This is a genomic window from Streptomyces sp. NRRL S-244, from assembly GCF_000717915.1.
Classification (GTDB): Bacteria; Actinomycetota; Actinomycetes; order Streptomycetales; family Streptomycetaceae; genus Streptomyces.
The window spans coordinates 79554-106100 of record NZ_JOCX01000011.1 but is presented as its reverse complement, the minus strand read 5'-3'; the positions used below and the strand labels follow the sequence as shown (position 1 = coordinate 106100).

The 26547-nt window shown below is 72.8% G+C and carries 25 protein-coding genes; 10 read left to right on the top strand and 15 right to left on the bottom strand.

Going from position 1 to position 26547, the window contains the following annotated elements:
* Positions 1 to 294: 294 nt before the first annotated feature.
* Positions 295 to 927, top strand: a complete 633-nt coding sequence (locus IF02_RS0115685; RefSeq protein WP_030157301.1) for a lysophospholipid acyltransferase family protein — start codon at positions 295 to 297, stop codon at positions 925 to 927.
* 3 nt (positions 928 to 930) lie between these two features.
* Here IF02_RS0115685 and IF02_RS0115680 read toward each other — a convergent pair whose 3' ends face one another.
* The 3 genes from IF02_RS0115680 to IF02_RS0115670 all read right to left on the bottom strand — a co-directional run bounded on the left by IF02_RS0115680 (position 931) and on the right by IF02_RS0115670 (position 4577).
* Positions 931 to 2406 carry a hypothetical protein gene (locus tag IF02_RS0115680; protein WP_030157300.1) on the bottom strand — a complete coding sequence of 492 codons (1476 nt, stop codon included), beginning with the start codon at positions 2404 to 2406 and terminating at the stop codon, positions 931 to 933.
* 66 nt (positions 2407 to 2472) lie between these two features.
* The gene (locus IF02_RS0115675; protein WP_030157298.1) at positions 2473 to 4029 is read right to left on the bottom strand and encodes an MFS transporter; all 1557 of its coding nucleotides are present in this window, start codon (positions 4027 to 4029) and stop codon (positions 2473 to 2475) included.
* On the bottom strand, positions 4026 to 4577 hold the full coding sequence (locus tag IF02_RS0115670) for a TetR/AcrR family transcriptional regulator (protein ID WP_030157296.1): 552 nt from the start codon (positions 4575 to 4577) through the stop codon (positions 4026 to 4028). Before IF02_RS0115670 ends, IF02_RS0115675 begins: the two co-directional genes overlap by 4 nt.
* 89 nt (positions 4578 to 4666) lie before the next feature.
* Here IF02_RS0115670 and IF02_RS0115665 point away from each other — a divergent pair, with 89 nt between their 5' ends.
* Positions 4667 to 5176 (top strand): HAD domain-containing protein, encoded by a 510-nt coding sequence (locus tag IF02_RS0115665; RefSeq protein ID WP_030157295.1) that lies wholly within the window; start codon positions 4667 to 4669, stop codon positions 5174 to 5176.
* An 80-nt stretch (positions 5177 to 5256) separates the two neighbouring features.
* A complete protein-coding gene (locus IF02_RS33135; RefSeq protein ID WP_030157293.1) occupies positions 5257 to 6450 on the top strand; it encodes a hypothetical protein in 1194 nt (397 codons plus the stop codon).
* Positions 6451 to 6599: 149 nt separating this feature from the next.
* Here the strand turns inward: IF02_RS33135 and argH are convergent, their stop codons facing one another.
* The gene (argH, locus tag IF02_RS0115655; RefSeq protein WP_030157291.1) at positions 6600 to 8030 is read right to left on the bottom strand and encodes an argininosuccinate lyase; all 1431 of its coding nucleotides are present in this window, start codon (positions 8028 to 8030) and stop codon (positions 6600 to 6602) included.
* Positions 8031 to 8128: 98 nt separating this feature from the next.
* A complete protein-coding gene (locus tag IF02_RS0115650) occupies positions 8129 to 9322 on the bottom strand; it encodes an argininosuccinate synthase (RefSeq protein ID WP_030157290.1) in 1194 nt (397 codons plus the stop codon).
* Positions 9323 to 9500: 178 nt separating this feature from the next.
* Between IF02_RS0115650 and IF02_RS0115645 the strand changes: the two genes are divergently transcribed.
* Genes IF02_RS0115645 through IF02_RS35520 form a run of 3 tightly spaced genes read left to right on the top strand, consistent with a single transcriptional unit; the run spans position 9501 to position 12301 of the window.
* Complete coding sequence (locus IF02_RS0115645; protein WP_051696241.1) at positions 9501 to 11012, top strand: hypothetical protein; 1512 nt, start codon at positions 9501 to 9503, stop codon at positions 11010 to 11012.
* A gap of 5 nt (positions 11013 to 11017) precedes the next feature.
* Positions 11018 to 11599: a pyridoxamine 5'-phosphate oxidase family protein gene (locus IF02_RS35525; RefSeq protein ID WP_030157286.1), complete on the top strand. Its 582-nt coding sequence runs from the start codon at positions 11018 to 11020 to the stop codon at positions 11597 to 11599.
* 6 nt (positions 11600 to 11605) lie between these two features.
* On the top strand, positions 11606 to 12301 hold the full coding sequence (locus IF02_RS35520; RefSeq protein ID WP_030157285.1) for a L,D-transpeptidase family protein: 696 nt from the start codon (positions 11606 to 11608) through the stop codon (positions 12299 to 12301).
* Here the strand turns inward: IF02_RS35520 and IF02_RS0115630 are convergent.
* The 6 genes from IF02_RS0115630 to argC all read right to left on the bottom strand — a co-directional run bounded on the left by IF02_RS0115630 (position 12295) and on the right by argC (position 18080).
* Positions 12295 to 13089, bottom strand: coding sequence for a hypothetical protein (locus tag IF02_RS0115630; protein ID WP_030157283.1), 795 nt, complete (start codon positions 13087 to 13089; stop codon positions 12295 to 12297). The two genes, IF02_RS35520 and IF02_RS0115630, sit on opposite strands and share 7 nt — an antisense overlap.
* A 94-nt stretch (positions 13090 to 13183) precedes the next feature.
* Entirely contained in the window at positions 13184 to 13747 is a 564-nt protein-coding gene (locus IF02_RS0115625; protein WP_030157281.1) for an arginine repressor, read from the bottom strand.
* A gap of 7 nt (positions 13748 to 13754) precedes the next feature.
* Positions 13755 to 14966: an acetylornithine transaminase gene (locus IF02_RS0115620; RefSeq protein WP_030157279.1), complete on the bottom strand. Its 1212-nt coding sequence runs from the start codon at positions 14964 to 14966 to the stop codon at positions 13755 to 13757.
* Positions 14963 to 15901 carry an acetylglutamate kinase gene (gene argB, locus IF02_RS0115615; RefSeq protein ID WP_037836367.1) on the bottom strand — a complete coding sequence of 313 codons (939 nt, stop codon included), beginning with the start codon at positions 15899 to 15901 and terminating at the stop codon, positions 14963 to 14965. The genes IF02_RS0115620 and argB overlap by 4 nt, the downstream gene beginning before the upstream one ends.
* Positions 15898 to 17055: a bifunctional glutamate N-acetyltransferase/amino-acid acetyltransferase ArgJ gene (gene argJ, locus IF02_RS0115610; RefSeq protein ID WP_030157276.1), complete on the bottom strand. Its 1158-nt coding sequence runs from the start codon at positions 17053 to 17055 to the stop codon at positions 15898 to 15900. Before argJ ends, argB begins: the two co-directional genes overlap by 4 nt.
* Positions 17052 to 18080, bottom strand: a complete 1029-nt coding sequence (gene argC / locus IF02_RS0115605) for an N-acetyl-gamma-glutamyl-phosphate reductase (RefSeq protein ID WP_030157274.1) — start codon at positions 18078 to 18080, stop codon at positions 17052 to 17054. Before argC ends, argJ begins: the two co-directional genes overlap by 4 nt.
* Before the next feature lie 179 nt (positions 18081 to 18259).
* Between argC and IF02_RS0115600 the strand changes: the two genes are divergently transcribed.
* Positions 18260 to 20158 (top strand): alkyl/aryl-sulfatase, encoded by a 1899-nt coding sequence (locus tag IF02_RS0115600; RefSeq protein ID WP_030157273.1) that lies wholly within the window; start codon positions 18260 to 18262, stop codon positions 20156 to 20158.
* A gap of 9 nt (positions 20159 to 20167) precedes the next feature.
* Here the strand turns inward: IF02_RS0115600 and IF02_RS0115595 are convergent, their stop codons facing one another.
* On the bottom strand, positions 20168 to 20926 hold the full coding sequence (locus tag IF02_RS0115595; protein ID WP_030157271.1) for a hypothetical protein: 759 nt from the start codon (positions 20924 to 20926) through the stop codon (positions 20168 to 20170).
* Between the two features lie 41 nt (positions 20927 to 20967).
* On the bottom strand, positions 20968 to 22407 hold the full coding sequence (locus IF02_RS0115590; RefSeq protein ID WP_030157270.1) for a PLP-dependent aminotransferase family protein: 1440 nt from the start codon (positions 22405 to 22407) through the stop codon (positions 20968 to 20970).
* On the opposite strand from IF02_RS0115590, the gene IF02_RS0115585 reads away from it, so the two are divergent.
* Together IF02_RS0115585 and IF02_RS0115580 are read left to right on the top strand one after the other, a co-directional pair.
* Positions 22406 to 23365 (top strand): DMT family transporter, encoded by a 960-nt coding sequence (locus IF02_RS0115585; protein WP_030157269.1) that lies wholly within the window; start codon positions 22406 to 22408, stop codon positions 23363 to 23365. The genes IF02_RS0115590 and IF02_RS0115585 overlap by 2 nt on opposite strands.
* A gap of 61 nt (positions 23366 to 23426) precedes the next feature.
* Entirely contained in the window at positions 23427 to 23624 is a 198-nt protein-coding gene (locus tag IF02_RS0115580) for a DUF1918 domain-containing protein (protein ID WP_030157267.1), read from the top strand.
* A gap of 36 nt (positions 23625 to 23660) precedes the next feature.
* On the opposite strand, the gene IF02_RS0115575 is transcribed toward IF02_RS0115580, so the two are convergent.
* Positions 23661 to 24908 (bottom strand): glycoside hydrolase family 10 protein, encoded by a 1248-nt coding sequence (locus IF02_RS0115575; protein ID WP_030157266.1) that lies wholly within the window; start codon positions 24906 to 24908, stop codon positions 23661 to 23663.
* Between the two features lie 153 nt (positions 24909 to 25061).
* On the opposite strand from IF02_RS0115575, the gene IF02_RS0115570 reads away from it, so the two are divergent.
* Positions 25062 to 25955: a 3-hydroxybutyryl-CoA dehydrogenase gene (locus IF02_RS0115570; RefSeq protein WP_078622110.1), complete on the top strand. Its 894-nt coding sequence runs from the start codon at positions 25062 to 25064 to the stop codon at positions 25953 to 25955.
* Positions 25956 to 25987: 32 nt separating this feature from the next.
* Here the strand turns inward: IF02_RS0115570 and IF02_RS0115565 are convergent, their stop codons facing one another.
* Complete coding sequence (locus IF02_RS0115565; RefSeq protein ID WP_030157262.1) at positions 25988 to 26518, bottom strand: NUDIX hydrolase; 531 nt, start codon at positions 26516 to 26518, stop codon at positions 25988 to 25990.
* Positions 26519 to 26547 lie beyond the last annotated feature (29 nt).

Sequence of the window (26547 nt, the reverse complement as noted above, 5' to 3'; positions counted from 1 at the left end):
TCCAGTCGTCTGAGAGGGCCGGTCGGTACCCGGGATCTGCCGGTCCGAGCGGCCCCGTTCGGCGTGCCGATCGTAGGCAGCGGCCGGTGGCGCGGGGGTGGGCCTGCGGGGAACATGGCGGAAACGTGCGTCAACACTGCGTATCCACCTCGTGAACCCGATGTGCACTCGGAGCTGACCCGCGAGTATCGTCCTCACCTGCACTACCCCCGTGTGGTGCGAAAATCGCGTTTCGATGCCGGAGGGCTCACGTTGTTCCGTACATCGCTCATCAAAGCCACTGTCGGACCGGTCATGCGCATGATGTTCCGCACCCGGGTGGAGGGCATCGAGAACATCCCGGGCACCGGTCCGGTGATCCTGGCGGGCAACCACCTCACCTTCATCGACTCCATGATCCTTCCGCTGTTGTGCGACCGTACGGTCCACTTCATCGGCAAGGACGAGTACGTGACGGGCAAGGGCGTCAAGGGCCGCGCCATGGCCTGGTTCTTCACCGGGTCCGGCATGATCCCGGTCGACCGTGACGGCGCCAACGGCGGCGTCGCCGCCCTGATGACCGGCCGCCGCATCCTCGAAGAGGGCAAGGTCTTCGGGATCTACCCCGAGGGCACCCGCTCCCCCGACGGCCGCCTCTACCGCGGCCGCACCGGCATCGCCCGCCTGACCCTGATGACCGGCGCCCCCGTGGTCCCCTTCGCGGTGATCGGCACCGACAAGCTCCAGCCGGGCGGCAAGGGCATGCCGCGCCCGGGCCGGGTCACCGTCCGCTTCGGCGAGCCGATGGAGTTCTCCCGCTACGAGGGCATGGACCGCGACCGCTACGTGCTGCGCGCCGTCACCGACTCGGTGATGGCGGAGGTCATGCGGCTCTCGGGCCAGGAGTACGTCGACATGTACGCGACGAAGGCCAAGGAAGCCGCATAGCGGTCACTGACGCTGGAGTGACCGGCTGACGCCCGCCGCGGTCGTCGTGGCGAGGACCCAGCCGGTCACGATCAGCACGTACGAGAGCCACTGGTACCAGCCGCTCGGCGCGAAGGCGCCCTCCTGGCCGAAGCCGATGATCGGCAGCATCAGGTCGATCGTGTAGAACACCGCGTTGAACTCCGGTGCCTCCCCCGCCTTGAGCTCCCTCGGCGGGTGCAGACCGTACGCGAGCGTCCCCGTCAGCAGCAGCGCCAGCAGCCAGCCCGCCGCCCGCAGCGGCCGGAAGCCGTAGCCGACAGTGGCGTCCTGGAGCAGCCCCCAGAGCCTGGCGTGCCGGGGCAGCGTACGCCGGTGCCGGCGCAGCTTGGCGAGCTGTACGGTCCGCGCGCCCGCCTCGTCCCCGGCCGTACGGTAGGCCGCCGCGAGCTGCTCGTACGCGTACGGGAGGTACCCGGACTCCTCGCGCTCCAGCGCGGGCAGCCGCTCCTCGGGCGGCAGGTGCGGGGCGAGGGTGCGGTAGCTGAGCCCGTCGATGCGGATCTGCTCGGGCCAGGTCCCGGGCGGCACGTGCAGCAGGTCGAACTGGGAGCGGCGCAGGTTCACCCCGCCGCGGATGGTGTCGCAGGACCGCAGCCACACCTCGCCGATCACGCAGCTGGAGGCGCGCAACGCCACGCCGCCGGGGTTGGCGAGCCGCGCGTGGGCGAGGTTGAGCTGGCCGGGTATGCGGGAGCCGGTGAGGTTGACCCGCCCCCGGGCCTCCAGCCGCATGGCGCGCAGGTCGGTGCCGACGGACAGGGTCTCGGCGTGCAGGGCGGTGCCACCAGGGGCGAGCAGGCGGGCGCCGTCGAGGTTGAGCTGGCCGCCGACGGTGGCGCCGTTGATCCGGGTCTGGCCGTGGACGGTGAGGTCCATCGCGATGACGTCGGTGCCGATGGCGGCGTGGTTGAACTGGAGCGAGGGCTCCTCGGCCTCCTGCTGCGCGTCCGGGTCGCCGATGACGGCCCGCTGGAGGAAGAGGCCGCCGGTTATCCGGGCTCCTTGGAGCCGCACCGGCCCCGTGATGCGGCAGCAGGACAGCCGCAGGACGAGGTCGACGCCGAGGGTGGAGGCGGTCAGGCCGGGCAGCGCCGAGTCGGACAGTACGAGGGCGCGCAGCTGGGCCCCGTAGAGCAGGGGCTTGCGCTCGAACCAGCAGGCGCGCAGCCGGATGCCGTGCTCGACGAGCGCGTACTTGAGGTTCAGCTTGCCGGTGATCCGGGCGCCCCGGACGTTGAGCCCGGGGACCTGGCCCGCAGCGGTGACCCGGCTGAGCAGCAGGGCGCTGAGCACCTCGGCGCGCAGCGTGCGCTCGGGCCCCCACTGCGCGCCGCCGAAGCCGTTCTCGTCGGGGTGCTCCCGGAAGTCGACGCCCTCCCCGCGCGGGAAGGCTTCCCATACGCGGCGCTCCGCCGGGGTCAGCTCGTTGATCTCCATCGCGGGGATGGTGTCCTGCGTGTCGACGGACTGTCAACTCCGTTCAGGAACCACCCCTTGAGGGGATCAGTGCGCGATGCCGTCCTGGAGCTTCTGCCCCTTGAGCAGGAACCAGGCCGCCACCGCGGTCGCCAGCAGCACGGCCGCGCCCACGCCGGAGGCGAACCGCAGACCGTCCACGAAGGCGTCCTGGGCGGCGCCGACCATGGTCTGCGCGGTCGCGGGGTCCAGCGCCTTGGCGGCTTCGACGGCGCCGCCCAGCGATTCGTGCGCGGCGTCGGCGACCGGTCCGGGGACCGAGGCCGGGGCGGTGAAGCCCTGGTAGACGCCGGTGACGACGGAGCCGAGCAGGGCGATGCCGAGGGCCGCGCCGAGTTCGTACGCGGTCTCGGAGACGGCCGAGGCCGAACCGGCCTGCTCCTTGGGGACGCTGGAGAGGATGACGTCGGCGGTGACGGTGAAGGAGAAGCCGGCGCCGAGGCCGACGACGAGCAGGGCCGCGCCGAGCAGCGGGTAGCCGCTCTCCTTGTGGATCAGGGTGAGCGCGCCGAGCGCGAGCCCGATGGCCGCGAGACCGCCGGTGACGATGGACCGTACCGAGTACCGGCGGGCGTAACGGCCGGCGATCAGGCCGGTGACCACCGCGCCGATGGCGGCGGGCAGTTCGGCCAGGCCGGCCTCCAGGGGGTCGCGGCCCTGGACGAGCTGGAGGAACTGGGAGAGGAAGAAGACGAGGCCGGAGAGGCCGAAGACGGTCAGCAGGTCGGCGAGGACCGCGCCGGAGAAGCCGCGGTGCTTGAAGAGCCGCATGTCGAGGAGCGGCGACGGCAGGCCGAACTGGCGGCGGACGAAGCCGTACAGGCACGCGGCGCCGAGGGCGGCGGAGACCGCGACGCCCCGGGTGATGCCGTGCGTGGCGATCTCCTTGACGGCGTACACGACGCCGATGACGCCGACGAGCGAGAGGGCGACGCTGAGCAGGTCCCAGGGCCCGGCGACCGGGTTCTTGGACTCGGGCAGCAGCTTGCTGCCGACGAGGACCAGGGCGATCATCACGGGCAGGTTGATGAGGAAGACCGAGCCCCACCAGAAGTGCTGGAGCAGGGCTCCGCCGACGACGGGACCGATCGCGGCGCCTGCCGAGGCGGTGGCGCCCCAGATGCCGATGGCGAGGCTGCGCTCCTTGGCGTCGTGGAATATGTTCCGGATCAGGGCGAGGGTCGAGGGCATCAGCGTCGCGCCGGCCACGCCGAGCAGGGCCCGGGCCACGATCATCATCTCGGGGCTGGTGGCGTAGGCGTTCAGGACGGAGACGGCACCGAAGGCGGTGGCGCCGACCAGGAGCAGCTTCTTGCGGCCGATGCGGTCGCCGAGGGAGCCCATGGAGACGAGCAGACCGGCGATGACGAACGAGTAGATGTCGCCGATCCACAGCAGCTGGGTGCCGGACGGCTTGAGGTCTTCGCTGAGGGAGGGGGTGGCGAGGCCGAGTACGGTGGCGTCGACCGCGACCAGCAGGACGGCCAGGACGAGCACGGAGAGCGCCAGCCAGCGCCCCTTGCTCCCCTTGGCTCCGCTCGCCTCCGTCCCCTGCCCGTGCGTCAGCTGTTCTGTGCGGCTCATTTCTCCACGCTCCGTCGTGCGCCACCGAGCAACAGCTCGATGATCATGTACTGGAAGTCCTTCGCGGCGACCCGGCCGTCCATGACGGCCCAGGCGCAGGTGCCGATGAGGCCGTAGAGGGCCTCGGTGAGCCAGGCGGGGCTCAGGTCGATCCGGATGTCGCCCTCCTCCTGGCCGCGCCGGAAGAGCGCGCTGACGCGCGCGTCGAGCCGGGACCATCCCTCGTTGACCTGGTCGCCCTCGAAGAGCTGGTTCTCGGTGACGAGGAAGGCCAGCAGCTGGGCGTCGCGCTCGGCCTCGGCGACGAGCCGGCGCAGGGCCTCGACCGCCGTGCCCTCGTCGAGGCGGGCGTTGTCGAAGGCCGCCTCGAACTGGCGGATGCCGAGTTCTTCGAGGGCCCGTACGAGGGCGTCGCGCCCGGCGAAGTGCCGGTGGAGGGTCGCGCGCCCGATGCCTGCGGCGCGGGCGACCTCGTCCATCGTGGCGGTCGATTTGCGGGAGAGCAGGGCTGCTGCGTCGCGGAGCACCTGGTCACGATCCATGGCCATGAGACAAGCATACCCCGAATGAGACGTAGACGTCTCACGCGGGGCAAAAATGAGCTGCCACAGGGCAGCCGGAGAGGAATCCTCACCCCATGAAGCCACTGCTGCTGATCGACGTGGACGGCCCGCTGAACCCGTACGCGGCCAAGCCCCAGCGCCGCCCGGAGGGGTACTCCACCCACCGGATGCGCCCGAGCGGCTGGACCGAGGCCGAGAGCCGGCGGCCGCTGCGGGTCTGGCTGAACCACGCCCACGGCGCGGAGCTGCTCGCGCTGGCGCGCTCGTACGAGCTGGTCTGGGCGACCACGTGGAAGGACGAGGCGAACGACTGGATAGGCCCGCACCTGGGCCTGCCGAGGCTCCCGTACATCGACTGGCCGCAGATGCACGGGCGGGCTCCGCGCGGCACCTTCTGGAAGACGCAGTACGTCCTGGAGTACGCGGGCGCACGGGAGTTCGCGTGGATCGACGACGACATCACGGCGATGGACCGGGAGTACGTGGACCAGCGCCACCCCGCGCGGGCCCTGCTCATGCGCATCGACGAGCGGATCGGCCTGACCCGGGCGGACTTCGAGGCGCTGGCGCGCTGGGCGGCGTAACGGGCGGGCCTGCCGCAGCAATTAGCATGCACATGCCACCCCCTGCGCACCATGACCTGCAGTTCCGACGAAAGCGACCCATGCACATCCAGCGGATCCGGCGGATCCTCGCCACGACTGCCGCCCTCGCCTGCCTCGCAACCCTCTCCGCGTGCGAGGGGAGCGGGGACGCCGCACCGCCCGCAGCGCCCGCGGCCACCGCCACCGCGGCGGCCACCGCCGAAGGCCGCCTCACCGAGGCGCAGCGGTACATGCGCCGGTTCACCTCGTGCGAGGACCTGAGCGCGAAGCCCGACGACCCGAGGATGCCGAGCGGCGACTTCCCCAAGGTCGGCCAGTGGTCGGTCACCGAGGTCGGCGTCTGCAGCGACAAGCCCGAGAAGGGCGACATCGCCATCGCCGTCCCGAAGGACATGAAGGCGTTCCAGGCGGGCTACAAGAAGTACGTCATGGACCGGATCGCCGGGGGTGACGGATCCTACGGGCTCTTCAGCAACGTCCTCGTCGGCGAGGGCTTCGTCGCCTTCCCCACCAGGTCGAAGACCGCCCTGGCCCTGGTCCGCTCGGACCTGCGCGTCCTGGTCTGCAACCCGGGCGGCCGCACGCCCGAGGGGTACGAGTACCGCAAGCCGTTGGTGGAGGGCTGCGGCCTCACCGACTTCTTCGCCACCGAGGACGGCTCGGGCAGTCCGAACTTCGAGACCCCTCAGGACCCGGCGGCGGGCGACACCAAAAAGCCCGGCCAGCCGAAGACCGGCAGCCTCGGGCTCCCGCGCGCGGGCGGCATCGCCGAACTGCGCAAGCTCGTGGGCAGCAGCCTGAAGGAGTGTGAGAAGCACTTCTCCACGGACCCCGAGGCGGTGGCCATCGAGTCCATCGACTACCAGCCCGTCGTGAAGGGGAACGCCCTGGACTGGGGGATCACGGGCCGTGCCCTGTGCGGTCAGCCGGCGGGGGCGCAGCGCGCCGTCGGCCTGAGCTGGCTCGACACCGTCGGGGACATGAAGAAGCTCCAGAACAAGGCGAAGGCCGCCCAGCTGGCCGACCTGAAGGACGACGGAAAGCTGCGGGCCACCGCGAGCCTGCTGCTGGTCGGGGAGAACATCGCGGTGGAGACCAACGACCCGGATGCCCGGTTCGGCCTGTACCAGCTGCAGTTCCTCTACGTGAACTGCGTGCCGGGCTTCTCCGCCCCGACCGGGTACCGGCTGGAGAAGTCCCAGGTCGACGGCTGCGTGCTGACCAACTACGAACCGGAGCACCCGGTGCGCTGAGCGGGTACGACGCGGGGGCGGCCGGAGCCAGGGCTCCGGCCGCCCCCGCGGGCGTTCCGCGGCGTGCGGGGGTGCAGGGCCCGGCCCCCGAGGGGGGCGGCGGGCGTGCGGGCCGCAGGGCCGCGGGGCAAAGGGGCAGCGCCGTGCGGCTACTGCTTGTGCGTGGCCCAGGCGTGCTGGATGACCAGGTCGGCCTTCAGTTCCGCGAGCTGCTTCGCGACCGCCGAGGGGGCGGTGCCGCCGCGGCCGTTGCGGGAGGCGAGGGCGCCCGGCACGTTGAGGACCGTACGGACCTCCGGGGTCAGGTGCTCCGAGATCTTCGCGAACTGCTCGTCCGTGAGCCCGTCCAGCTCGATCCCGAGCGCCTCGCACTCCTTGACGCACTCGCCGGCCACCTCGTGCGCGACGCGGAACGGAACGCCCTGCTTGACCAGCCACTCCGCGATGTCCGTGGCGAGGGAGAAGCCTGCCGGAGCCAGCTCCTCCATCCGCTCCCGGTTGACCGTGAGCGTCGCCATCATCCCGGTGAAGGCCGGGAGCAGGACCTCGAGGGTGTCGCAGGAGTCGAAGACCGGCTCCTTGTCCTCCTGGAGGTCCCGGTTGTAGGCCAGCGGCAGCGCCTTCAGCGTGGCGAGGAGGCCCGTCAGGTTGCCGATGAGCCGGCCCGACTTGCCGCGCGCCAGCTCCGCGATGTCCGGGTTCTTCTTCTGCGGCATGATCGACGACCCGGTCGAGAAGGCGTCGTGCAGGGTCACGAAGGAGAACTCCTTCGTGTTCCAGATGATGATCTCCTCCGCGATCCGGGACAGGTTGATCCCGATCATCGCGGTGATGAAGGCGAACTCGGCGACGAAGTCGCGCGAGGCCGTGCCGTCGATCGAGTTGCCGACCGAGCCCCGCTCGAAGCCCAGGTCGGCGGCGACCGCCTCCGGGTCCAGCCCCAGCGAGGAGCCGGCCAGCGCGCCCGAGCCGTACGGGGAGACCGCGGTCCGGGTGTCCCACTGCCGCAGCCGCTCCGCGTCCCGCGCCAGCGACTGCACGTGGGCCAGTACGTGGTGCGCGAAGAGCACCGGCTGCGCGTGCTGGAGGTGGGTCCGGCCCGGCATGGCCACGTCGTGGTGCGTCTCTGCGAGGCCGACCAGCGCGTCCTGGAGCTCCGCGATCAGGCCGCCGACGATCCTGGCGTGGTCGCGCAGGTACATCCGGAACAGGGTGGCCACCTGGTCGTTGCGGGACCGGCCGGCGCGCAGCTTGCCGCCGAGGTCGGCGCCGAGCCGCTCCAGCAGGCCCCGCTCCAGGGCGGTGTGCACGTCCTCGTCGGCGATGGTCCCGGTGAAGGAGCCGTCGGCGACATCGGCCTCCAGCCGGTCCAGGCCCGCGATCATGCGGTCGAGCTCGTCCGCCGTGAGCAGACCCGCCTTGGCGAGCACGCGGGCGTGGGCACGGGATCCGGCGATGTCGTACGGCGCGAGGCGCCAGTCGAAGTGGACCGACGCGGACAGCTTCGCGAGGGCCTCGGCGGGGCCGTCGGCGAACCGGCCGCCCCAGAGCCGGACGTCACCACCGTTGTTGCTGCTCACAGCTGCTGCTCCTCAGGAATGCGTGCGTGGATGTGCGTCGGCCTCCCCGTCGCGGAGGTTACGGGGAGGCCGACTTCGTACTGCGTAACGAGTCGGGCTCAGGCCAGGTCGCGGCGTGCCGCGATCTTCGACGAGAGACCGAAGATCTCGATGAAGCCCTGGGCCTTGGACTGGTCGAACGTGTCGCCCGAGTCGTAGGTCGCCAGGTTGAAGTCGTACAGCGAAGCGTCGGACTTGCGGCCGGTGACCACGGCGCGGCCGCCGTGCAGGGTCATCCGGATGTCGCCGGTGACGTGCCGGCTGGCCTCGTCGACGAAGCCGTCCAGGGCCCGCTTGAGCGGGGAGAACCACTGGCCGTCGTAGACCAGCTCGCCCCAGCGCTGCTCGACCTGCCGCTTGTAGCGGGCCAGTTCGCGCTCGACGGTGACGTTCTCCAGCTCCTGGTGCGCGGTGATCAGCGCGATCGCGCCGGGGGCCTCGTACACCTCGCGGGACTTGATGCCGACGAGGCGGTCCTCGACCATGTCGATCCGGCCGATGCCCTGGGCTCCGGCCCGGGCGTTGAGCTGCTGGATCGCCTGGAGGACGGTGACGGGCCTGCCGTCGATGGCGACGGGGGCGCCCTCCTTGAAGGAGATGACGACCTCGTCGGCCTCGCGCGGCTCGGCGGGATTGGCGGTGTACTCGTAGATGTCCTCGATCGGCGCGTTCCAGATGTCCTCCAGGAAGCCCGTCTCGACGGCGCGCCCGAAGACGTTCTGGTCGATGGAGTACGGGGACTTCTTGGTGGTCGCGATCGGGAGGTTCTTGGCCTCGCAGAAGGCGATGGCCTTGTCCCGGGTCATGGCGTAGTCGCGGACCGGGGCGATGCACTTCAGGTCGGGGCCGAGGGTCTGGATGCCGGCCTCGAAGCGGACCTGGTCGTTGCCCTTGCCGGTGCAGCCGTGGGCGACGATGCCGGCGCCGTGCTTCTTCGCGGCGGCGACCAGGTGCTTGACGATGACCGGCCGGGAGAGCGCCGAGACCAGCGGGTACCGGTCCATGTAGAGGGCGTTCGCCTTGATCGCCGGGAGGCAGTACTCGTCGGCGAACTCGTCCTTGGCGTCCGCGACCTCGGCTTCGACGGCACCGCAGGCGAGGGCGCGCTTGCGGATGACGTCCAGGTCCTCGCCGCCCTGGCCGACGTCCACGGCAACGGCGATGACCTCTGCGCCCGTCTCCTCGGCGATCCAGCCGATGGCGACGGAGGTGTCCAGTCCGCCTGAATAGGCGAGTACGACGCGCTCGGTCACGGGCTTCTCCTTACGGTGCATCCAGCAGTCCGTCCAGTTGCAGGCATAACTATGCACTGCTCCGTATGTTTCGTCAATCGAGCTCGGGGCGCACCCCCGCCGACCAGCGGGAATATCAGGGGCGCCCCTTGCGACACCGGCCTAGGATCGGCGGTCTGGGCCACTTCGGGAGGGGCATATGGGAGCCGGTGCACGGCAGCAGAGCGCGGAGGGCCGGGCCGCGGCGGCGGGCCTGCTGCGCGGTGGACGCTTCGGGATCGGCGGCGTCGGCCGCCCCGTCCTGCCGGCCTCCTGGATCGCCTTCGACGCGGAGATCCGGCGCGGCCACTCCCCCTGGTTCCCGGGGCCGCGCGGCGCCGCCCGGATCGAGGTGCGCCTGTGCCACCCGGACGGCCGGGTCCGCGAAGCCGCGCTCCAGGGCCCGAAGCCGCCGCTGCCCCTCGTCGCGATCCGGTGCGCCGACTGGGTCCCGGCGGTGCGCGACCGCGCCCGGCGGGTGCTCGCCGAGGCGCTGGCCGCGCGCCCCGCGGACACCCTGATCGGCCTGACGCCCCTCGTGCTGCGGCTCGGCGGGCGCGATCAGGGCGCCTGGGCACTGGAACTGTTCGAGACCGCCCTGCGCGCGCCGGAGCCGGTGCTCGCCCCCTACTGGCGTCCGGCGCGGCCTGCGCGGTGGGGCCGCGCGGCGAGGCCCGCGCGCACGATGACCGGAGATGAGCCCGACACCGTGCTCGGCTGGCTGCGGCGCAGCGGGGACCTGCCGACCCGGCGGTTCGCCACGCGCATCACGCTCGGCGCCGGGCTGTTCGGTGCACGGGAACTGGCCCGGCGGGCCGCCCAGGAGCAGGATCCCGCGACGGCCCGGCTGTGGGCGGACGCGGCGCTGGCCGCGCTGGCCGCCGACGGACCGGACGACGAGGCGATCGACGCCCTGCTGCGCGGGCACATGCCGATGGTCCGGGCCGGCGGGGTCACCGCGCTGCGCCGCGCCGGGCGCTGCGCCGAGGCCGCCGGCCACCTGGCCGACCGCTCCGGGCTGGTCCGCGCCTGCGCGCGCTGGCTGGTCAAGCAGGACGGCGGCGACCCGTACGCCCTCTGCCGCGCCGTGGTCGAGGACCCGGCCCGGGTGACCGCGTACGCCGTGGCCGGCTTCGCCGAATGCGCCCGCCGGACGGACGCGCCGCTGCTGCGGGCCCTGCTGGACCACCCCGCGGGGGCCGTCCGGGCGGCGGCGGTCGCCGGACTGCGCACCCTGGACACCACCGACGTGGACCTGCTGCGGCCGCTGCTCGACGACCCGTCGGCCGCGGTCGCCCGCGAGGCGTCCGTGAGCCTGGCCCGGGTCGCGGCCCGGCTGCCCGACGAGTGGCTGCTGGGGCGGATCGCGCCCGGCCGGCCCGCGCACACCCGCCGGGCCGCCTACCGGGTGCTGCACGCCCGCGGCGGCGTCATCGGGCTGCGGGCCTCCGTGGAGCTGCTGACGGACGCCGAACCGGGACTGCGCCGACTCGCCGCGCAGCGCGTGCAGAGCCTGTGGTCCCCGTACGGGCCGCCCGCGCTGCCGCTGCGCGATCCGCAGGTGGGCGCCCTGCTGGACCGGTGCACCGACCTGTTCAGCGATGACGTCATGGGGCGGATGCGCTCGCAGCTCGGAATTCCCCGTGCGGTGTCCGGCCGCACCGGATACTGATCCACATGGGAAAGCTCTACGAACGCATAGACGGCCGGCTCCGCACGTTCATCGAGGAGCAGCCGGTCTTCTTCACCGCCACCGCCCCGCTCGCCGGGGACGGCCACGTCAACCTGTCCCCCAAGGGCCGCGCCGGAACGCTCGTCGTCATCGACGAGCAGACCCTCGCCTACCTCGACTTCGGCGGCAGCGGCGCCGAGACCATCGCCCACGTCCGCGAGAACGGCCGGATCACCCTGATGTGGTGCGCGTTCAGCGGCCCGCCCAACATCGTGCGCATCCACGGCGAGGGCGAGGCCGTCTTCCGCGACGACCCCCGCTGGGGCGAGCTGATCGGCCTGTTCGGGGCCGCCGACGGGCCCTCGGCCCGGGCGATCATCGTCGTGCACGCCCGCAGGATCGCCGATGTGTGCGGGTACGCCGTCCCGTTCATGGAGTACCAGGGCGAGCGCACCCTGCACGCGGAGTACTTCGGCCGCAAGACGGACGAGGAATTCGGCGCGTACTGCGAGAAGAAGGAGTTCATCGGATCGAGTGTCGACGGCCTGCCTGCGCTGCCGCTGCCCCTCCCTCCCCGTACCGTCTGACATGTGCTGCGTACCGCTCTCGTCACCGGCGTAACGATCGTCACCAGCCTGCTCGCGCAGGGCCCGTACCAGTCCGCGCCGCTGCCCGCCCGCCTCGCCGACACCGGCGGCGGCAGCCAGCTCATCACCGCTGTGGCGCCCGCACCCGGATCCACCACCGGGCGACTGACCTGGTGGGACCGCCGGGCGGGGCGCTGGTACGAGGCCGGCAGCGCCGAGGCGCGCTTCGGTGCGAACGGCCTGACCGAGGGCGCGACCCGTACCCAGGGCACGAACACCACGCCGACGGGCCTGTACGAGCTCCCCTACGCGTTCGGGATCCGGCACGCGCCGGCCGGGACGGAGTTCCGCTACCGGCGGGTGACCCCCGATTCCTGGTGGTGCCAGGACAACGCGTCGGCCGCGTACAACCGGTGGACCGAGCCGCTGCCCGCGGACTGCGCGCCCGGCGAGGCGGAGCACCTGGTCACGTACGAGAAGCAGTACGCGCACGCGCTGGTCATCGGCTTCAACTACGAGGAGCCGGTGCACGGCCGCGGCGCGGGCATCTTCCTGCACGTCAACGGCAAGGGGGCGACGGCAGGTTGCGTGTCCGTGCCGGAGCGGGCGATGCGCGCGATCCTGCGCTGGGCCGATCCGCACCGCCGCCCGCACATCGCCATCGGGACCGGGGAGGGACCGCTCGCCGTCACCCGCTACTGAGCACCGGCCGGGGTCGCCGCGCGGCGCCGGCGGCCTCGGTTGCGGCGGCGCCGGGTGCGCAGGCGGCTCACGCGCAGCCGGCAGAAGGCCTCCGGATCGCGGGCGCCCAGGGCCTGGAGCGCCGGGTGGGTCCCGTCGCGCGCGGCCTCCACGGCGGCGCGGTCGCCCGTCCAGCCGACCCCGCGGGCCCGGTCGTAGACGCGGAACCAGATCACCTGGGCGATCAGCCCGGCCCAGGCGGCCCAGGCGGCCGCCCATTCGGCGTCGCCGGCGGGCTGCAGCGACATCACGCCCGTGACGTAGAAGAGCATCTCGGCCAGGAGCAGGTACAGCCCGAACCGGGCCGGGCGGGCGGGTTCGCCGACCGTGAGGAGGGGCGGGCGGGCCGCCCCGAACTCCCGGAGGGCCGTCTCGAACTCCGCGTCCCTCACCACGATGTTGCCGAGGGTGGCCGGGGCGCTCCGGCGCAGCAGGGCGGCCAGCAGTGCCTCGGGCAGGGGATGGCCGGGGCTGCGGGCCGGGTCGGTGGCGGCCGGGGCGGGGCTCAGGTTGCCGCGGTGGTTGACGGTGACGAGCCCGTCCAGGACCAGCCGGGCGGCGGCGGCCTGGACCGCGTCGTTCGGCCACCAGCGCCCCACGGCGGCCTGGTACGGGTCGGCCAGGACGGCGGCCCACCGGTCGAGGGCACGGCGGTGCCGCACCGCGGTGCGGCGGCGGACCGCGCCGATCAGCCCGTACAGCCCGGCGGTGACGGGCACGGCGACACTGGTGAGGGTGTAGGCATGCACACGCCGAGCCTAGGCGGCCCGGCCGGAGCGGGGACACCGGATATCCGCTCCGCCGTACGGGACCTGACGGACCGTGAAGCCGCCCCGGGGGCGGTCAGCCCTCCTTCTGGGCCAGCCTCAGCAGGTGGTCCGCGAGGGCCTGGCCGCCCGACGGGTCACGGCTGATCAGCATCAGCGTGTCGTCGCCGGCGATCGTGCCGAGGATCTCGCGGAGTTCGGCCTGGTCGATCGCGGACGCGAGGAACTGGGCCGCGCCCGGCGGGGTGCGCAGGACGACGAGGTTCGCGGAGGCCTCCGCCGAGATCAGCAGCTCGCCGGAGAGGCGCCGCATGCGCTCCTCCTTGGCCGACTCGCCGAGCGGGGCCTGCGGGGTGCGGAAGCCGCCCTCGCTGGGCACCGCGTAGATCAGCTCGCCGCCGGTGTTGCGGATCTTCACCGCGCCCAGCTCGTCGAGGTCGCGGGAGAGCGTCGCCTGGGTGACGCTCAGCCCGTCGTCGGCGAGCAGCTTGGCCAGCTGGCTCTGCGAGCGGACCGGCTGCCGGTTGAGGATGTCCACGATCCGGCGGTGGCGGGCGGTGCGGGTCTGCGGAACGGACGGCCCGCCCCCGGACTCGGTCCGGGGGGAGCCCCACTCCTCGTGGTCCTGCGCCTGGCTCATCGTCGTCTCATTCCCCGGTGTGTCCGTCCCCGTTGGCTGCGTCGAGGATGCCGGGCAGGGCCCGGACGAACGCGTCCGCCTCGGCCTCGGAGAGTACGTACGGGGGCATGAGCCGTACGACGTCGGGGGCGGGCGCGTTGACCAGGAAGCCGGCATCCTGGGCCGCCTGCTGCACCTGCGGTGCGAGCGGCCCGGTCAGCACGATACCCAGGAGAAGGCCCTCACCACGGACATGGGAGACCAGCGGGTGGCCCTTCCCCTCGCGCAGGCCCTCGATTCCGGAGCGCAGCCGCTCCCCGCGCGCCTTGACCCGGTCGAGCAGTCCCTCGGCGGCGATGGTGTCGATGACGGCGAGGCCGGCGGCGCACGCGACGGGGTTCCCGCCGAAGGTGGTGCCGTGCTGGCCGGGCTGGAGCAGCTCCGCGGCCGGCCCGAAGGCGGCCACGGCGCCGATCGGCAGTCCGCCGCCGAGACCCTTCGCGAGCGTGACGAGATCGGGCTCGACGCCCTCGTGGGCCTGGTGCTCGAACCAGTGGCCGCAGCGCCCGATCCCGGTCTGCACCTCGTCCAGGACGAGCAGGGTGCCGGTGGCGCGGGTGATCTCCCGGGCGGCCGTCAGATATCCGGCCGGAGGGACGACGACCCCGTTCTCGCCCTGGATCGGCTCGATGACCACGAGGGCCGTCTCCTCGGTGACGGCGGCCCGCAGGGCCTCGACATCGCCGTACGGCACGTGCGTGACCTCGCCGGGCAGCGGCAGGAACGGGACCTGCTTGTTCGGCTGGCCGGTGAGCGCGAGGGCGCCCATGGTCCGGCCGTGGAAGCCGCCGCCGGTGGCCACCATGTGGGTCCGCCCGGTCAGCCGTCCGATCTTGAAGGCGGCCTCGACGGCCTCGGCTCCGGAGTTGCAGAAGAAAATCCGGCCGGGGCGGCCGAAGAGCTGGAGCAGCCGCTCGCCGAGCGCGAGGACCGGCTCGGAGGCGTAGAGGTTGGAGACGTGGCCGAGGGTGGTGATCTGCCGGGTCACGGCCTCGACGATCGCCGGGTGGGCGTGCCCGAGGGCGTTGACCGCGATGCCGCCGACGAAGTCGGTGTACTGCTTGCCGTCCGCGTCCCAGACCTGGGCGCCTTCGCCGCGTACGAGGGCCAGCGCGGGCGTCCCGTAGTTGTTGGTCAGCGTCCCCTGCCAGCGGGCGGCGTAGTCCTGATTGCCGGTCACGCGGGTTCCCCTCCCTGTGCGTCGGGCACGACCATCGTGCCGATTCCCTCGTCGGTGAAGATCTCCAGCAGGATGGAGTGCGGCACCCGTCCGTCGATCACGCGGGCCGTGCTCACCCCGCCGCGGACGGCGTGCAGGCAGCCCTCCATCTTGGGCACCATCCCGCTGGACAGCTCGGGCAGCAGCTTCTCCAGCTCGCTGACGGTGAGGCGGCTGATGACCTCGTCGCTGCTCGGCCAGTCCGCGTAGAGGCCCTCGACGTCCGTGAGCACCATCAGCGTCTCGGCGCCCAGCGCGGCGGCGAGCGCCGCGGCCGCCGTGTCGGCGTTCACGTTGTACACGTGGTGGTCGTCGGCGCTGCGCGCGATGGAGGAGATGACCGGGATCCGGCCGTCCGCCAGCAGCGCCTCGATCGCACCCGTGTCGATGGCGGTGATCTCGCCGACCCGGCCGATGTCGACGAGCTCGCCGTCGATCTCCGGGGTGTGCCGGGTGGCGGTGATGGTGTGGGCGTCCTCGCCGGTCATGCCGACGGCGAGCGGCCCGTGCTGGTTGAGCAGCCCGACCAGCTCGCGCTGGACCTGGCCCGCCAGGACCATCCGTACGACGTCCATGGCCTCGGGGGTCGTGACGCGCAGGCCCGCCTTGAACTCGCTGACCAGGCCCTGCTTGTCGAGCTGGGCGTTGATCTGGGGGCCGCCGCCGTGCACCACGACCGGCTTGAGGCCGGCCTGGCGCAGGAAGACCACGTCCTGGGCGAAAGCGGCCTTCAGGTCCTCGTCGATCATGGCGTTGCCGCCGAACTTGACGACGACGACCTTGCCGTTGTGGCGGGTGAGCCAGGGAAGGGCCTCGATGAGGATCTGCGCCTTGGGCAGCGCGGTGTGCTTGCGCGCGGTGCCGCTGCCGGGCTGCCCGGCCTTCTCGTCGCTCATGAGCTGTACGCGCTGTTCTCGTGGACGTACTCGGCGGTCAGGTCGTTGGCCCAGATCACGGCGGACTCGGAGCCGGTGGCCAGATCGGCGGTGATGCGGACCTCGCGCTCCTTCATGGAGACGAGGTCGCGGTCCTCGCCGACCGAGCCGTTCTTGCAGACCCAGACGCCGTTGATGGCCACGTTCAGCCGGTCCGGGTCGAAGGCGGCCCGGGTGGTGCCGATGGCGGAGAGCACCCGGCCCCAGTTGGGGTCCTCGCCGTGGATGGCGCACTTGAGCAGGTTGTTGCGGGCGATGGACCGGCCGACCTCGACCGCGTCGCCCTCGGTGAGCGCGCCCACGACCTCGATGCGGATGTCCTTGCTGGCGCCCTCGGCGTCGCCGATCAGCTGGCGGGCGAGGTCGTCGCAGACGGTCCGTACGGCCTCCGCGAAGGCCTCGTACGCGGGCACCTGGCCGGAGGCCCCGGAGGCGAGCAGCAGCACCGTGTCGTTGGTGGACATGCAGCCGTCGGAGTCGACCCGGTCGAAGGTGGTGCGGGTGGCCGAGCGCAGCGCCCGGTCGAGGGTGGCGCTGTCCAGGTCGGCGTCGGTGGTGAGGACGACGAGCATGGTGGCCAGGCCCGGGGCGAGCATGCCCGCGCCCTTGGCCATGCCGCCGACGGTCCAGCCGTCCTGCGCGACGGCAGCCGTCTTGTGCACGGTGTCGGTGGTCTTGATGGCGATGGCGGCGTCCTCGCCGCCGTCGGCGGAGAGGGCCGCGACGGCGGTGTCGATGCCGGGGAGCAGCTTGTCCATGGGGAGCAGGACGCCGATCAGGCCGGTGGACGCGACGGCGACCTCGCCGGCGTTGTGCCCGCCACCGAGCGCCTCGGCGACCTTCTCGGCGGTGGCGTGGGTGTCCTGGAAGCCCTTGGGGCCGGTGCAGGCGTTGGCGCCGCCGGAGTTGAGGACGACCGCGCTGATGACGGAGCCGCGCAGGATCTGCTCGGACCAGAGGACGGGTGCGGCCTTGACGCGGTTGGAGGTGAAGACGCCCGCCGCGGCCAGCCGCGGACCGTTGTTGACCACGAGGGCCAGGTCCGGGTTGCCGTTCGCCTTGATCCCGGCCGCGATGCCCGCGGCCGTGAACCCCTGTGCTGCCGTGACGCTCACGGTGCCACTCCGATCGAAGAAAGACCCAGGCTCTCGTGGAGCCCGAGGGCGATGTTCATGCTCTGCACCGCGCCACCGGCGGTGCCCTTGGTGAGGTTGTCGATTGCGCTGATCGCGATGATCCGCCGGGCGGACCCGTCGTACGCGACCTGGATCTGAACGGCGTTGGAACCGTGGACGGACGAGGTCGCCGGCCACTGCCCCTCGGGCAGCAGGTGCACGAAGGGCTCGTCCGCGTACGCCTTCTCGTACGCGGCGCGCACCGCGTCGGCGGTGGTGCCGGGGAGGGCCTTGGCGGAGCAGGTGGCCAGGATGCCGCGCGACATCGGCACGAGGGTCGGGGTGAAGGAGACGGAGACCTTCTGCCCGGCGATCGGGCTCAGGTTCTGCACCATCTCGGGGGTGTGCCGGTGCCCGCCGCCCACCCCGTACGGGCTGACGGATCCCATGACCTCGGAGCCGAGCAGGTGCGGCTTGAGCGCTTTGCCGGCGCCGGAGGTGCCGGTGGCGGCGACGATCACGGCCTCCGGCTCGGCCAGCTGTGCGGCGTAGGCCGGGAACAGGGCGAGGGTGACGGCGGTCGGGAAGCACCCGGGAACCGCGATGCGCTTGGACCCCTCCAGCGCGGCGCGGCAACCGGGCAGCTCGGGGAGCCCGTACGGCCAGGTGCCGGCGTGCGGGGCTCCGTAGAACGCGTCCCAGTCGGCGGAGTCCTCGAGCCGGTGGTCGGCGCCCATGTCGACGACGAGGACGTCCTCGCCGAGCTGGGCGGCGACGCCGGCGGACTGACCGTGGGGCAGGGCCAGGAAGACCACGTCGTGGCCGGCGAGGACCTCGGGCGTGGTCGCCTCCAGGGTCCGGCCGGCGAGCGGCGCCAGGTGCGGCTGGAGGCTGCCGAGGAGCTGTCCGGCGTTGGAGTTGCCGGTCAGCGCGCCGATCTCCACCTCGGGGTGGGAGAGCAGCAGGCGCAGTACTTCTCCGCCCGCGTACCCGCTCGCTCCGGCCACCGCTACACGTACCACCATCGGACCCTCCTCCTCGATGGCATGACTATACGTATCGCCGCAGGTTTATGCAAAGCCCGTGGTGATCACTCTGCGGGCCCCGCCGGAGCACGGGAAGATGACAGGGAGTTCCGCAACCCGCACCCGACCAGCACCCGACCCGTCCCCGACCAGCACCCGACCAGCACCGAGGACCGCGCATGAAGGGCTCTCCCGGAGATGCCGAACCCGTCGTCGCGGAGGCCAACGGCGCCGCACTGCGGGGCTCCGCGTTCGACGACACCCGCGACCTGGAGGACGAGCGCCGCGGATTCCTCGGCACGGTCGGGGAGAGCGGCATCCGCGACGCGGACGGGCGCGTGGTGTGGGACCTGGACGCCTACGGGTTCCTCGACGCGGACTGCCCGCCCACCGCCCATCCGGGCCTGTGGCGCCAGAGCGGCCTCGTCGCCGGACACGGACTGTTCGAGGTGGTCCCCGGGATCTACCAGGTGCGCGGCTTCGACCTCTCCAACATGACCGTGGTCGAGGGCGAGCGCGGCATCCTCGTCATCGACCCGCTGATCTCCACGGAGACCGCCGCCGCCGCACTGGCGCTGTACCGCCGCCACCGCGGCGAGCGCCCCGTCACCGGCGTCCTCTATACGCACAGCCACGCCGACCACTTCGGCGGCGTCAAGGGCGTGATCAGCGTCGAGGAGGTCGCGGCCGGGGTGCCGGTGCTCGCCCCGGAGGGGTTCCTGGAGCACGCCGTCAGCGAGAACGTCTACGCCGGCACCGCCATGAGCCGTCGCGCCACGTACATGTACGGGGCCGCCCTGCCCAAGGGCCCCCGCGGGCAGATCGGCGCGGGGCTGGGCCCCACGACGTCGACGGGCACGGTCACCCTCATCCCGCCGACCCTCGCCATCACCCGTACCGGGCAGAGCGAGACCGTCGACGGCATCCGCATGGTGTTCCAGATGACCCCGGGCACCGAGGCCCCGGCCGAACTCAACATCCACTTCCCCGGCCACGCCGCCCTGTGCACCGCCGAGAACGCCACCCACACCCTGCACAACCTGCTCACGCTGCGCGGCGCCCAGGTCCGCGACCCGCACGACTGGGCCCGGTACCTGACCGAGACCGTCCAGCTCTTCGGCGCCGCCACCGACGTCGTGTTCGCCTCGCACCACTGGCCGGTCTGGGGCCGCGAGGACGCCCTCGCCTTCCTCTCCGAGCAGCGCGACCTGTACGCCTACCTGCACGACCAGACACTGCGCATGATCAACCAGGGGCTCACCGGGCTGGAGATCGCCGAGCGGATGCAACTGCCGCCCGCGCTGGAGCGCGCCTGGCACACCCACGGCTACTACGGCTCCGTCAGCCACAACGCCAAGGCCGTCTACCAGCGGTACGTGGGCTGGTTCGACGGCAACCCGGCCCACCTGTGGGCCCACCCGCCCACCGAGGCCGCCACCCGGTACGTCGAGTTCATGGGCGGCGCGGGCGAGGTGCTGCGCCGCGCCCGCCAGTCCTACGCGCAGGGCGATTTCCGCTGGGTCGCCGAGGTCGTCGGCCACGTCCTGTTCGCCGATCCCGACGACGCCGAGGCCCGCGCCTTGCAGGCGGACGCCCTGGAGCAGCTCGGCTACGGCAGCGAGAACGGCACCTGGCGCAACTTCTACCTCACCGGCGCCCACGAACTGCGCCACGGCCCGGTCGGGACGTCCGCCACCAGCGCCTCCGAGGACCTGATCAACACCCTGACGCTCGACCAGCTCTTCGACTCCCTGGCGATCCGCGTCGACGGCCCGCGCAGCTGGGACGCGGACGTCACCGTCCGCTGGCGGCTCACCGACGGCCGCGAGCCCAGCACCCTGCGCCTGAAGAACGGCGTGCTCACCCACGTCCGGGGCCTCGGCCCGGCCGCCGGCGAGCCGGACGTCGAGATCGCCCTGGACGAGCCGGCCCTGCGCGCCCTCCTGCTCGGCCGGAGCGCGCTCGCCGACCTGCTCGCCCAGGGACGGGCCGAGGTCTCCGGCGATCCGGCCCGGCTCGCCGAGCTGACCGGCCACCTCACCGAGCCCGACCCCGACTTCGCGATCGTCACGCCCTGACGGACTCCCTTACGCCAGGCGGTCCAGCCGGTGCCGGACCCAGACGTTCGGCTCCACGTACGCCGCGTACCCCTGTTCGGCCTCGCAGCGGACCGGGGCCAGCGCTCCCGGCACCCGCACCGGGCCCGTCGTGTCGAACGGCAGCCCGGTCCACTCCCGCCACTGCGCGAGCGAGCCGGTGATCGTCATCGACAGCGGGGCCACCGAGTCGATCACCGCCCCCGCGCGGACGTGGACCCGCAGCCACGGGTCGTACGGGAGGCCGTCCTCGCGCGTGCGGTACGCGTACTCCTCGATCGGGGTGTCCGGCTCGGCCGGCTTCCCGCTGGGCCGGACGGGGGCCACCACCTCGGCGAAGCCGCGGGCGCGGGCGTTCTCCCGCATCGCGGCCAGCATCCGCCCGGACAGGCCCGCGCCGAGCCGGTCGGTGGCGATGGTGATCTCGATGGCGCTCACCGTGTCGGGGGCGACCCCGCGCCGCAGGTCGGAGAAGGCCCACATGAGGACCTGGTCCCAGCCCCGCGCGGGCAGCACCCCGTCCCGGCCGGGCGCGTGGTGTGCGAAGGGCACGCTGAACCCGCGGGCGACCACCGCATCCCCGTCGGTGGCGACCAGGACGTAGTCGGCCAGCTCCTTGACCATCCGCGGGTACAGGAGCCAGGCGAGCGAGTCGTGCTGGGCGAACTCCGGCCAGGTGTCCTTCATGTCCCAGAGCCGCTCGGCCAGTTCGGGTCGCTGCGCAAGGGTGGTGATCTTGATTCCGTCCATGGCCGCAGGGTAGGGCCGCGGAGCGGCGGCGCTCCAGCGATTTAGGCCGGGGCCCGGAGCGAGCGCAGCCGGCGTACGGCCTCGCCCAGCTCCGCCGCGCCCGAGACCCCGGCGAAGCTGAGCCGTACGTACGGCCCCGGCGGTTCCGCGCAGAAGTACGGGCGGCCCGCGGCGACCGCGACTCCGGCGCGCAGGGCCGCCGCCGCGAAGGCCGCGTCGTCGTCGCCCTCGGCCATCCGGGCCCACAACTGGTAGCCGCCCGAGGGCAGATGGGGCAGGGTCAGCCCGGGCAGCTCCCGGCGCAGCGCGCCCGCGAGCAGGTCCCGCCGGTGGCGCAGTTCGGTGGCGACGGCCCGTAGGTGGCGCGGCCAGGCGGGGGCGCCGACCAGCTCCAGCGCGGCCTCCTGGAGCGGCCGGGACACGAAGAAGGAGTCCACGATCTGGATGGCCCGCAGCCGGTCCAGCACCGGGCCCCGGGCGGCGAGCGCGCCCACCCGCAGGCTGGGCGAGGTGGCCTTGGTCAGGGACCGGACATGGACCACCACCCCGTCGTGGTCCTCGGCGGCCAGCGTCGGGGGCAGCGGACCGGCGTCGTCGTGGCCGAGGGCCCGGGCGTAGTCGTCCTCCACCACGAAGGCCCCGGCGGCCCGCGCGATCCGCAGCACCTCGGCCCGCCGCCCGGGAGCCAGCACCGCACCGGTCGGGTTCTGGAACAGCGGCTGGCATACGAACACCCGCGCGCCGGTCGCTTCGAAGGCGGCGGCCAGCAGCTCCGGCCGGACCCCCTCGGCATCCACCGGGACGGGCACCGGCCGGCAGCCGGAGGCGCGGGCGATGGCCAGCAGCCCGGGGTAGGTCGGGGACTCCACGAGGACCGGCGCCCCGGGCGGGGCCAGCGCCCGCAGGGCGGTGGTGAGCGCGCTCTGCCCGCCCGCGGTGACCAGCACATCGGCGGCGCCGACGGCCCCGGCCGCCCCGCCGATCTCCCGGGCGAACCAGTCGCGCAGCTCGGGCAGGCCCTCCATGGGCGGCCGCTCCCAGGCCCCGGGGCGCCGACCGGCCCGGGCCAGCGCGGCGGCCATGGCCCGCTCGGGCTGGATGGAGGGGTGCAGGTAGCCGCTGTTGAGCCCGATCACCCCGGACGGCGGCGCGGCCAGACAGGCCAGTACGCCGGAGGCGTCCACCGAGCGCGGGACCACCTCGCCCGCGCCCTCCGCGCTCAGGGCGACCTCCTGCCAGGAGGTGTCCCCGGGCGCGGGCTCCGCCGTGCGCGGCCGGGCCCGGAACACCCCTGCGCCGGGCCGGGTGACGACCAGCCCCTCGGCGGCCAGCTGCGCGAGGGCGCGGGAGACGGTGACGGGGCTGACCCGGTAGCGCTCCACCAGGGCCCGGCTCGATGGCAGCTTTCCACCCACCGAGTAGCGGTCGAGCTCCGACCGCAGGGATTCTGCCAACTCCGCCACGCTGCTACGCTCGTACATGACAGCACAGAATAGCGCTACTCTCCACACCGCGATAGCGGTCGGGCCCCCTGCACACCGGTCCGGCCTGCGCGCCGGACTCCGCGGCCCGGGCGGCCTCGGCGGCCGGGCGACCGGCGGCAGCGCCCTCGCCGCGCTCGGCGTCATCGCCTTCTCGCTGACCTTCCCCGCCACCGCCTGGGGCCTGGAGAGCTTCGGACCCTGGTCCTTCGTCGCCGTGCGCAGCCTCCTCGCCGCGCTCATCGCGGGGGGCTTCCTGCTGGCCGGGCGGGTGCCGCTGCCCGCCCGCGCGCACTGGGCGGGCCTCGCCGTCGTCGCCGCCGGAGTCGTCGTCGGCTTCCCGCTGCTCACCACCCTGGCGCTGACCACCTCCACCACCTCGCACGCCGCCGTCGTGGTCGGCCTGCTCCCGCTCACCACGGCCGCCGTGTCCGCGCTGCGCACCGGCGCCCGCCCCTCGCGCCGGTTCTGGGGCGCGGCCGTCGCCGGAGCCGCCGTCGTGCTCGGCTTCACCCTGGCGCAGAGCGGCGGCGCCCTCTCGGCGGGCGACGGCTACCTCTTCGGGGCCCTGCTGGTCTGCGCGGCCGGGTACACCGAGGGCGGGCGCCTGGCCCGCGTCCTGCCCGGCTGGCAGGTCATCGGCTGGGCGCTGGTGCTGTGCCTGCCGCTCAGCCTGGCCGGCTCCGCGCTGGGGCTCGCGTACGAGCCGGTGCACCTGAGCGGCCACGGGCTGGCCGGCCTCGTCTGGGCGGCGGCCGGCTCCACCTTCCTCGGCCTGTACGTCTGGTACCGCGGGATGGCGGAGATCGGCGCGCCGCGGGCCAGCCAGCTCCAGCTCGCCCAGCCGCTGCTGACCCTGGTCTGGTCGGTGGCGCTGCTCGGCGAGCGCCTCTCCCCCGCCGCCCCGGCCGCCGCCTGCGCGGTCCTGGTCTGCATCGCCGTGACCCAGCGGGCCTAATCACAACAAATCGCCGTAAACTGCTGTCACCGGATTCAGACCGCCTCCGAGGAGGTCAGAAATGCGCGCGACCGAGGGCGACCAGCTGGTGCAGCACGGCAGGATCGTGGGCCAGCACGACAAGGTCGGTGAAATCACTCAGGTACTCGGCGAGAACGGCACCCCTCCCTACCGGGTCCGCTTCTCGGACGGTCACGAGGCAGTCATGTCTCCGGGCCCCGACTGCGTCGTGAAGCACCCGACGGAGCCCCCGCACTGACTGCACCCACGCGACGCGGCCGACACGGCCAACGCGTCACCTCGGCGGCACGGCCGTCGGATAATGGTCGGCAACGACCCTGGCCATCGCACCATTGGGGTCCGCGACCACCTGCTTCGCCGAGAAGTAGACGTGGCCGCGGACCTCGGGGTAATCGCGGGCGAACGTCAGGTGCTTGGACAGCTCCTGCGGATCGCGCCACGCCTCGGTCGTGCTGTTGCGGTCGCAGCGGTACAGGGCCTCGCCCACGTAGAGCGCCACGTCGGTGCCGGCGACGGTCCCCGCCCACCAGGGGACGATCTTCGCGTAGTCGGCGGTCGGGTGGCCGATCTGCCAGTACACCTGCGGCACGATGTAGTCGATCCAGCCCTCCAGGACCCACTTGCGGGTGTCCGCGTACAGGTCGTCGTACGTTTCGACGCCGGCCTGCGTCGGCGAACCCAGCGGATCCCGGTTGCTGTTGCGCCAGACCGCGAAGGGGCTGATGCCGAAGCGCGCCGCAGGGCGGATCGCCCGTACCCGCTCGGACATCTCGCGGACCAGCGCGTCGGTGTTGCCGCGCCGCCAGTCCGCGCGGGAGGCGAAGCCGCCGCCGTGGCGCTCGTACGCGTCGTCGTCGTCGAACTCCTCTCCCTCGACGGGGTACGGGTAGAAGTAGTCGTCCCAGTGCACCCCGTCCACCTCGTACCGGGAGACGGCGTCGAGCATGGCCTCCTGCACGAAGGCGCGCACCTCGGGCAGCCCCGGGTTGTAGTACAGCTTCTTGTTGTACGCGACGGTCCAGTCGGGGTTGCGACGGGCCGGATGGTCCTCGGCCAGGCGGTCGGGGTCGGTGTGGTTGGCCACCCGGTACGGGTTGAACCAGGCGTGCAGCTCCAGCCCCCGGGCATGGGCTTCGGCGACCGCCGTGCCGAGCGGGTCCCAGCCGGGGTCCTCCCCCTGCTCCCCGGTCAGCCACTGCGACCAGGGCTCCCGGGCCCCGGGCCACATGGCGTCGGCGGCGGGCCGGACCTGGAGGACCACGGCGTTGAGGCGGCGGGCGACGGCGGTGTCGAGGAGGCGGACCAGCTCGTCCCGCTGGTCCGCGGCGTCCAGCCCGCTCTCGGAGGGCCAGTCCACGTTCTCCACAGAGGCGATCCACATCGCGCGGAACTCGGCGGCGGCCTTCCTGCGCGGACCGCGCCCCTGCGCCGCCCGCGCGGGGGCCGCCCCACCCGCCCCGCCCGTCGCGGCCAGCAGCCCGGCGGCCCCCGCCAGCAGCCCCCGACGCCCGATGTACGCCATGTGACGACTCCGTTCCATTGCGTGACAGTGCCCTGCATCTGACAGCATGCCCGCCCCGGCCCCCCGCCATGGTCAAGGTCGGGGGTAACGTCGTGGGGCGTGGCGGGCGCCGGAGCGCAGTGACACTGGGCAGCACGGGGGACCCGCCGACGGATGAGCTGCGAAAGGCACGAAGTGACTGACCTCCCTTCCGACATCACCCGAGTCGGCGTAGTGGGCTGTGGCCAGATGGGCGCGGGCATCGCCGAGGTGTGCGCCCGCAGCGGCCTCGAGGTGAAGGTCGCCGAGACCACCGGCGAGGCCCTGGAGATCGGGCGCACCCGGCTGCACAACTCCCTGACCAAGGCCGCCGAACGCGGCAAGATCAGCGAGGAGGAGCGGGACGCCACCCTGGCCCGCCTCACCTTCACCACCGATCTCGGCGAGTTCGCCGACCGCGACCTCGTCATCGAGGCCGTCGTCGAGAACGAGCAGGTCAAGACGGAGATCTTCCAGGTCCTCGACCAGGTGATCACCCGCCCGGACGCGATCCTCGCCTCCAACACCTCCTCGATCCCGCTGGTCAAGCTGGCCGTCACGACCTCGCGGCCGGACCAGGTCATCGGCATCCACTTCTTCAACCCGGCCCCGGTGCAGCAGCTCGTCGAGCTGATCCCGGCGCTGACCACGAGCGAGGAGACCATCAAGCGGGCCGAGGCCCTGGTGGGGAAGGTCCTGGGCAAGCACGCGATCCGCGCCCAGGACCGGTCGGGCTTCGTCGTCAACGCGCTCCTGGTCCCCTACCTGCTGTCGGCCATCCGGATGTTCGAGTCCGGCATCGCGAGCCGCGAGGACATCGACAACGGCATGGAGCTGGGCTGCGCCCACCCGATGGGTCCGCTCAAGCTCTCCGACCTGATCGGCCTGGACACGATCGCCTCGATCGCCGACTCGATGTACGCGGAGTACAAGGAGCCGCTGTACGCCGCTCCCCCGCTGCTCCAGCGGATGGTCGACGCCGGCCGCCTCGGCCGCAAGACCGGCTCGGGCTTCTACCCGTACGGCTGATCCCGCAGGACCGGGACCTGCGGCCGGCGCGGTCAGCCGAGCCGCAGATGGTGCAGGAGCAGCAGCCCGGCCGCCATGTTGGCGGCCGGGATCTCGCCGCGCGCGATCATGTCCGGCACGAGTTTCAGCGGCACCCACTCGCGGCGTGATGACTCGAAGTCGTCCTCGGGGTGTCCGATGTACGTCGCCCCGTCCGCCCAGTAGAGGTGGTGGCGGGCGTCGGTCAGTCCGTTGGCCGGCTCGACGGTCATCAGGTGGTGGAGGGGCCCGGGCCGCCAGCCCGACTCCTCCTCCATCTCCCGGGCCGCGGCCGCCGCGATGTCCTCGCCGTCCTCGACCACGCCCGCGGGCAGTTCCCAGCCCCAGCTGTCGGTGATGAACCGGTGCCGCCACAGCAGCAGCACCTCGTTGGCCTCGTTGACGGCCGTGGCGACGGCGACCGGCCGCAGCCGGATCACGAAGTGGTCCAGGTGCCGGCCGTCGGGAAGTTCCACATCGGCGAGATTCACGTCGAACCAGCGGTTCTTGTACACGGTCTGCTCACTCAGGTTCGTCCACTGCACGGTTGTGCCACCTTCCGTTCGAGTAGGTG

What these genes read in the sequence shown, in the direction of transcription:
- IF02_RS0115625 (WP_030157281.1), bottom strand. Translation starts at nt 13,747, where the DNA reads ATGAGCCAGGCGCAGGACCACGAGGAGTGGGGCTCCCCCCGGACCGAG.
- IF02_RS0115595 (WP_030157271.1), bottom strand. Translation starts at nt 20,926, where the DNA reads ATGGACGGAATCAAGATCACCACCCTTGCGCAGCGACCCGAACTGGCC.
- argC (WP_030157274.1), bottom strand. Translation starts at nt 18,080, where the DNA reads ATGGTGGTACGTGTAGCGGTGGCCGGAGCGAGCGGGTACGCGGGCGGA.
- IF02_RS0115670 (WP_030157296.1), bottom strand. Translation starts at nt 4,577, where the DNA reads ATGGCCATGGATCGTGACCAGGTGCTCCGCGACGCAGCAGCCCTGCTC.
- IF02_RS0115585 (WP_030157269.1), top strand. Translation starts at nt 22,406, where the DNA reads ATGACAGCACAGAATAGCGCTACTCTCCACACCGCGATAGCGGTCGGG.
- IF02_RS0115645 (WP_051696241.1), top strand. Translation starts at nt 9,501, where the DNA reads ATGGGAGCCGGTGCACGGCAGCAGAGCGCGGAGGGCCGGGCCGCGGCG.
- IF02_RS0115680 (WP_030157300.1), bottom strand. Translation starts at nt 2,406, where the DNA reads ATGGAGATCAACGAGCTGACCCCGGCGGAGCGCCGCGTATGGGAAGCC.
- IF02_RS0115570 (WP_078622110.1), top strand. Translation starts at nt 25,062, where the DNA reads ATGAGCTGCGAAAGGCACGAAGTGACTGACCTCCCTTCCGACATCACC.
- IF02_RS0115580 (WP_030157267.1), top strand. Translation starts at nt 23,427, where the DNA reads ATGCGCGCGACCGAGGGCGACCAGCTGGTGCAGCACGGCAGGATCGTG.
- IF02_RS0115675 (WP_030157298.1), bottom strand. Translation starts at nt 4,029, where the DNA reads ATGAGCCGCACAGAACAGCTGACGCACGGGCAGGGGACGGAGGCGAGC.
- IF02_RS0115600 (WP_030157273.1), top strand. Translation starts at nt 18,260, where the DNA reads ATGAAGGGCTCTCCCGGAGATGCCGAACCCGTCGTCGCGGAGGCCAAC.
- IF02_RS0115590 (WP_030157270.1), bottom strand. Translation starts at nt 22,407, where the DNA reads ATGTACGAGCGTAGCAGCGTGGCGGAGTTGGCAGAATCCCTGCGGTCG.
- IF02_RS0115575 (WP_030157266.1), bottom strand. Translation starts at nt 24,908, where the DNA reads ATGGCGTACATCGGGCGTCGGGGGCTGCTGGCGGGGGCCGCCGGGCTG.
- IF02_RS0115665 (WP_030157295.1), top strand. Translation starts at nt 4,667, where the DNA reads ATGAAGCCACTGCTGCTGATCGACGTGGACGGCCCGCTGAACCCGTAC.
- argB (WP_037836367.1), bottom strand. Translation starts at nt 15,901, where the DNA reads ATGAGCGACGAGAAGGCCGGGCAGCCCGGCAGCGGCACCGCGCGCAAG.
- IF02_RS0115685 (WP_030157301.1), top strand. Translation starts at nt 295, where the DNA reads ATGCGCATGATGTTCCGCACCCGGGTGGAGGGCATCGAGAACATCCCG.
- IF02_RS33135 (WP_030157293.1), top strand. Translation starts at nt 5,257, where the DNA reads ATGCACATCCAGCGGATCCGGCGGATCCTCGCCACGACTGCCGCCCTC.
- IF02_RS35525 (WP_030157286.1), top strand. Translation starts at nt 11,018, where the DNA reads ATGGGAAAGCTCTACGAACGCATAGACGGCCGGCTCCGCACGTTCATC.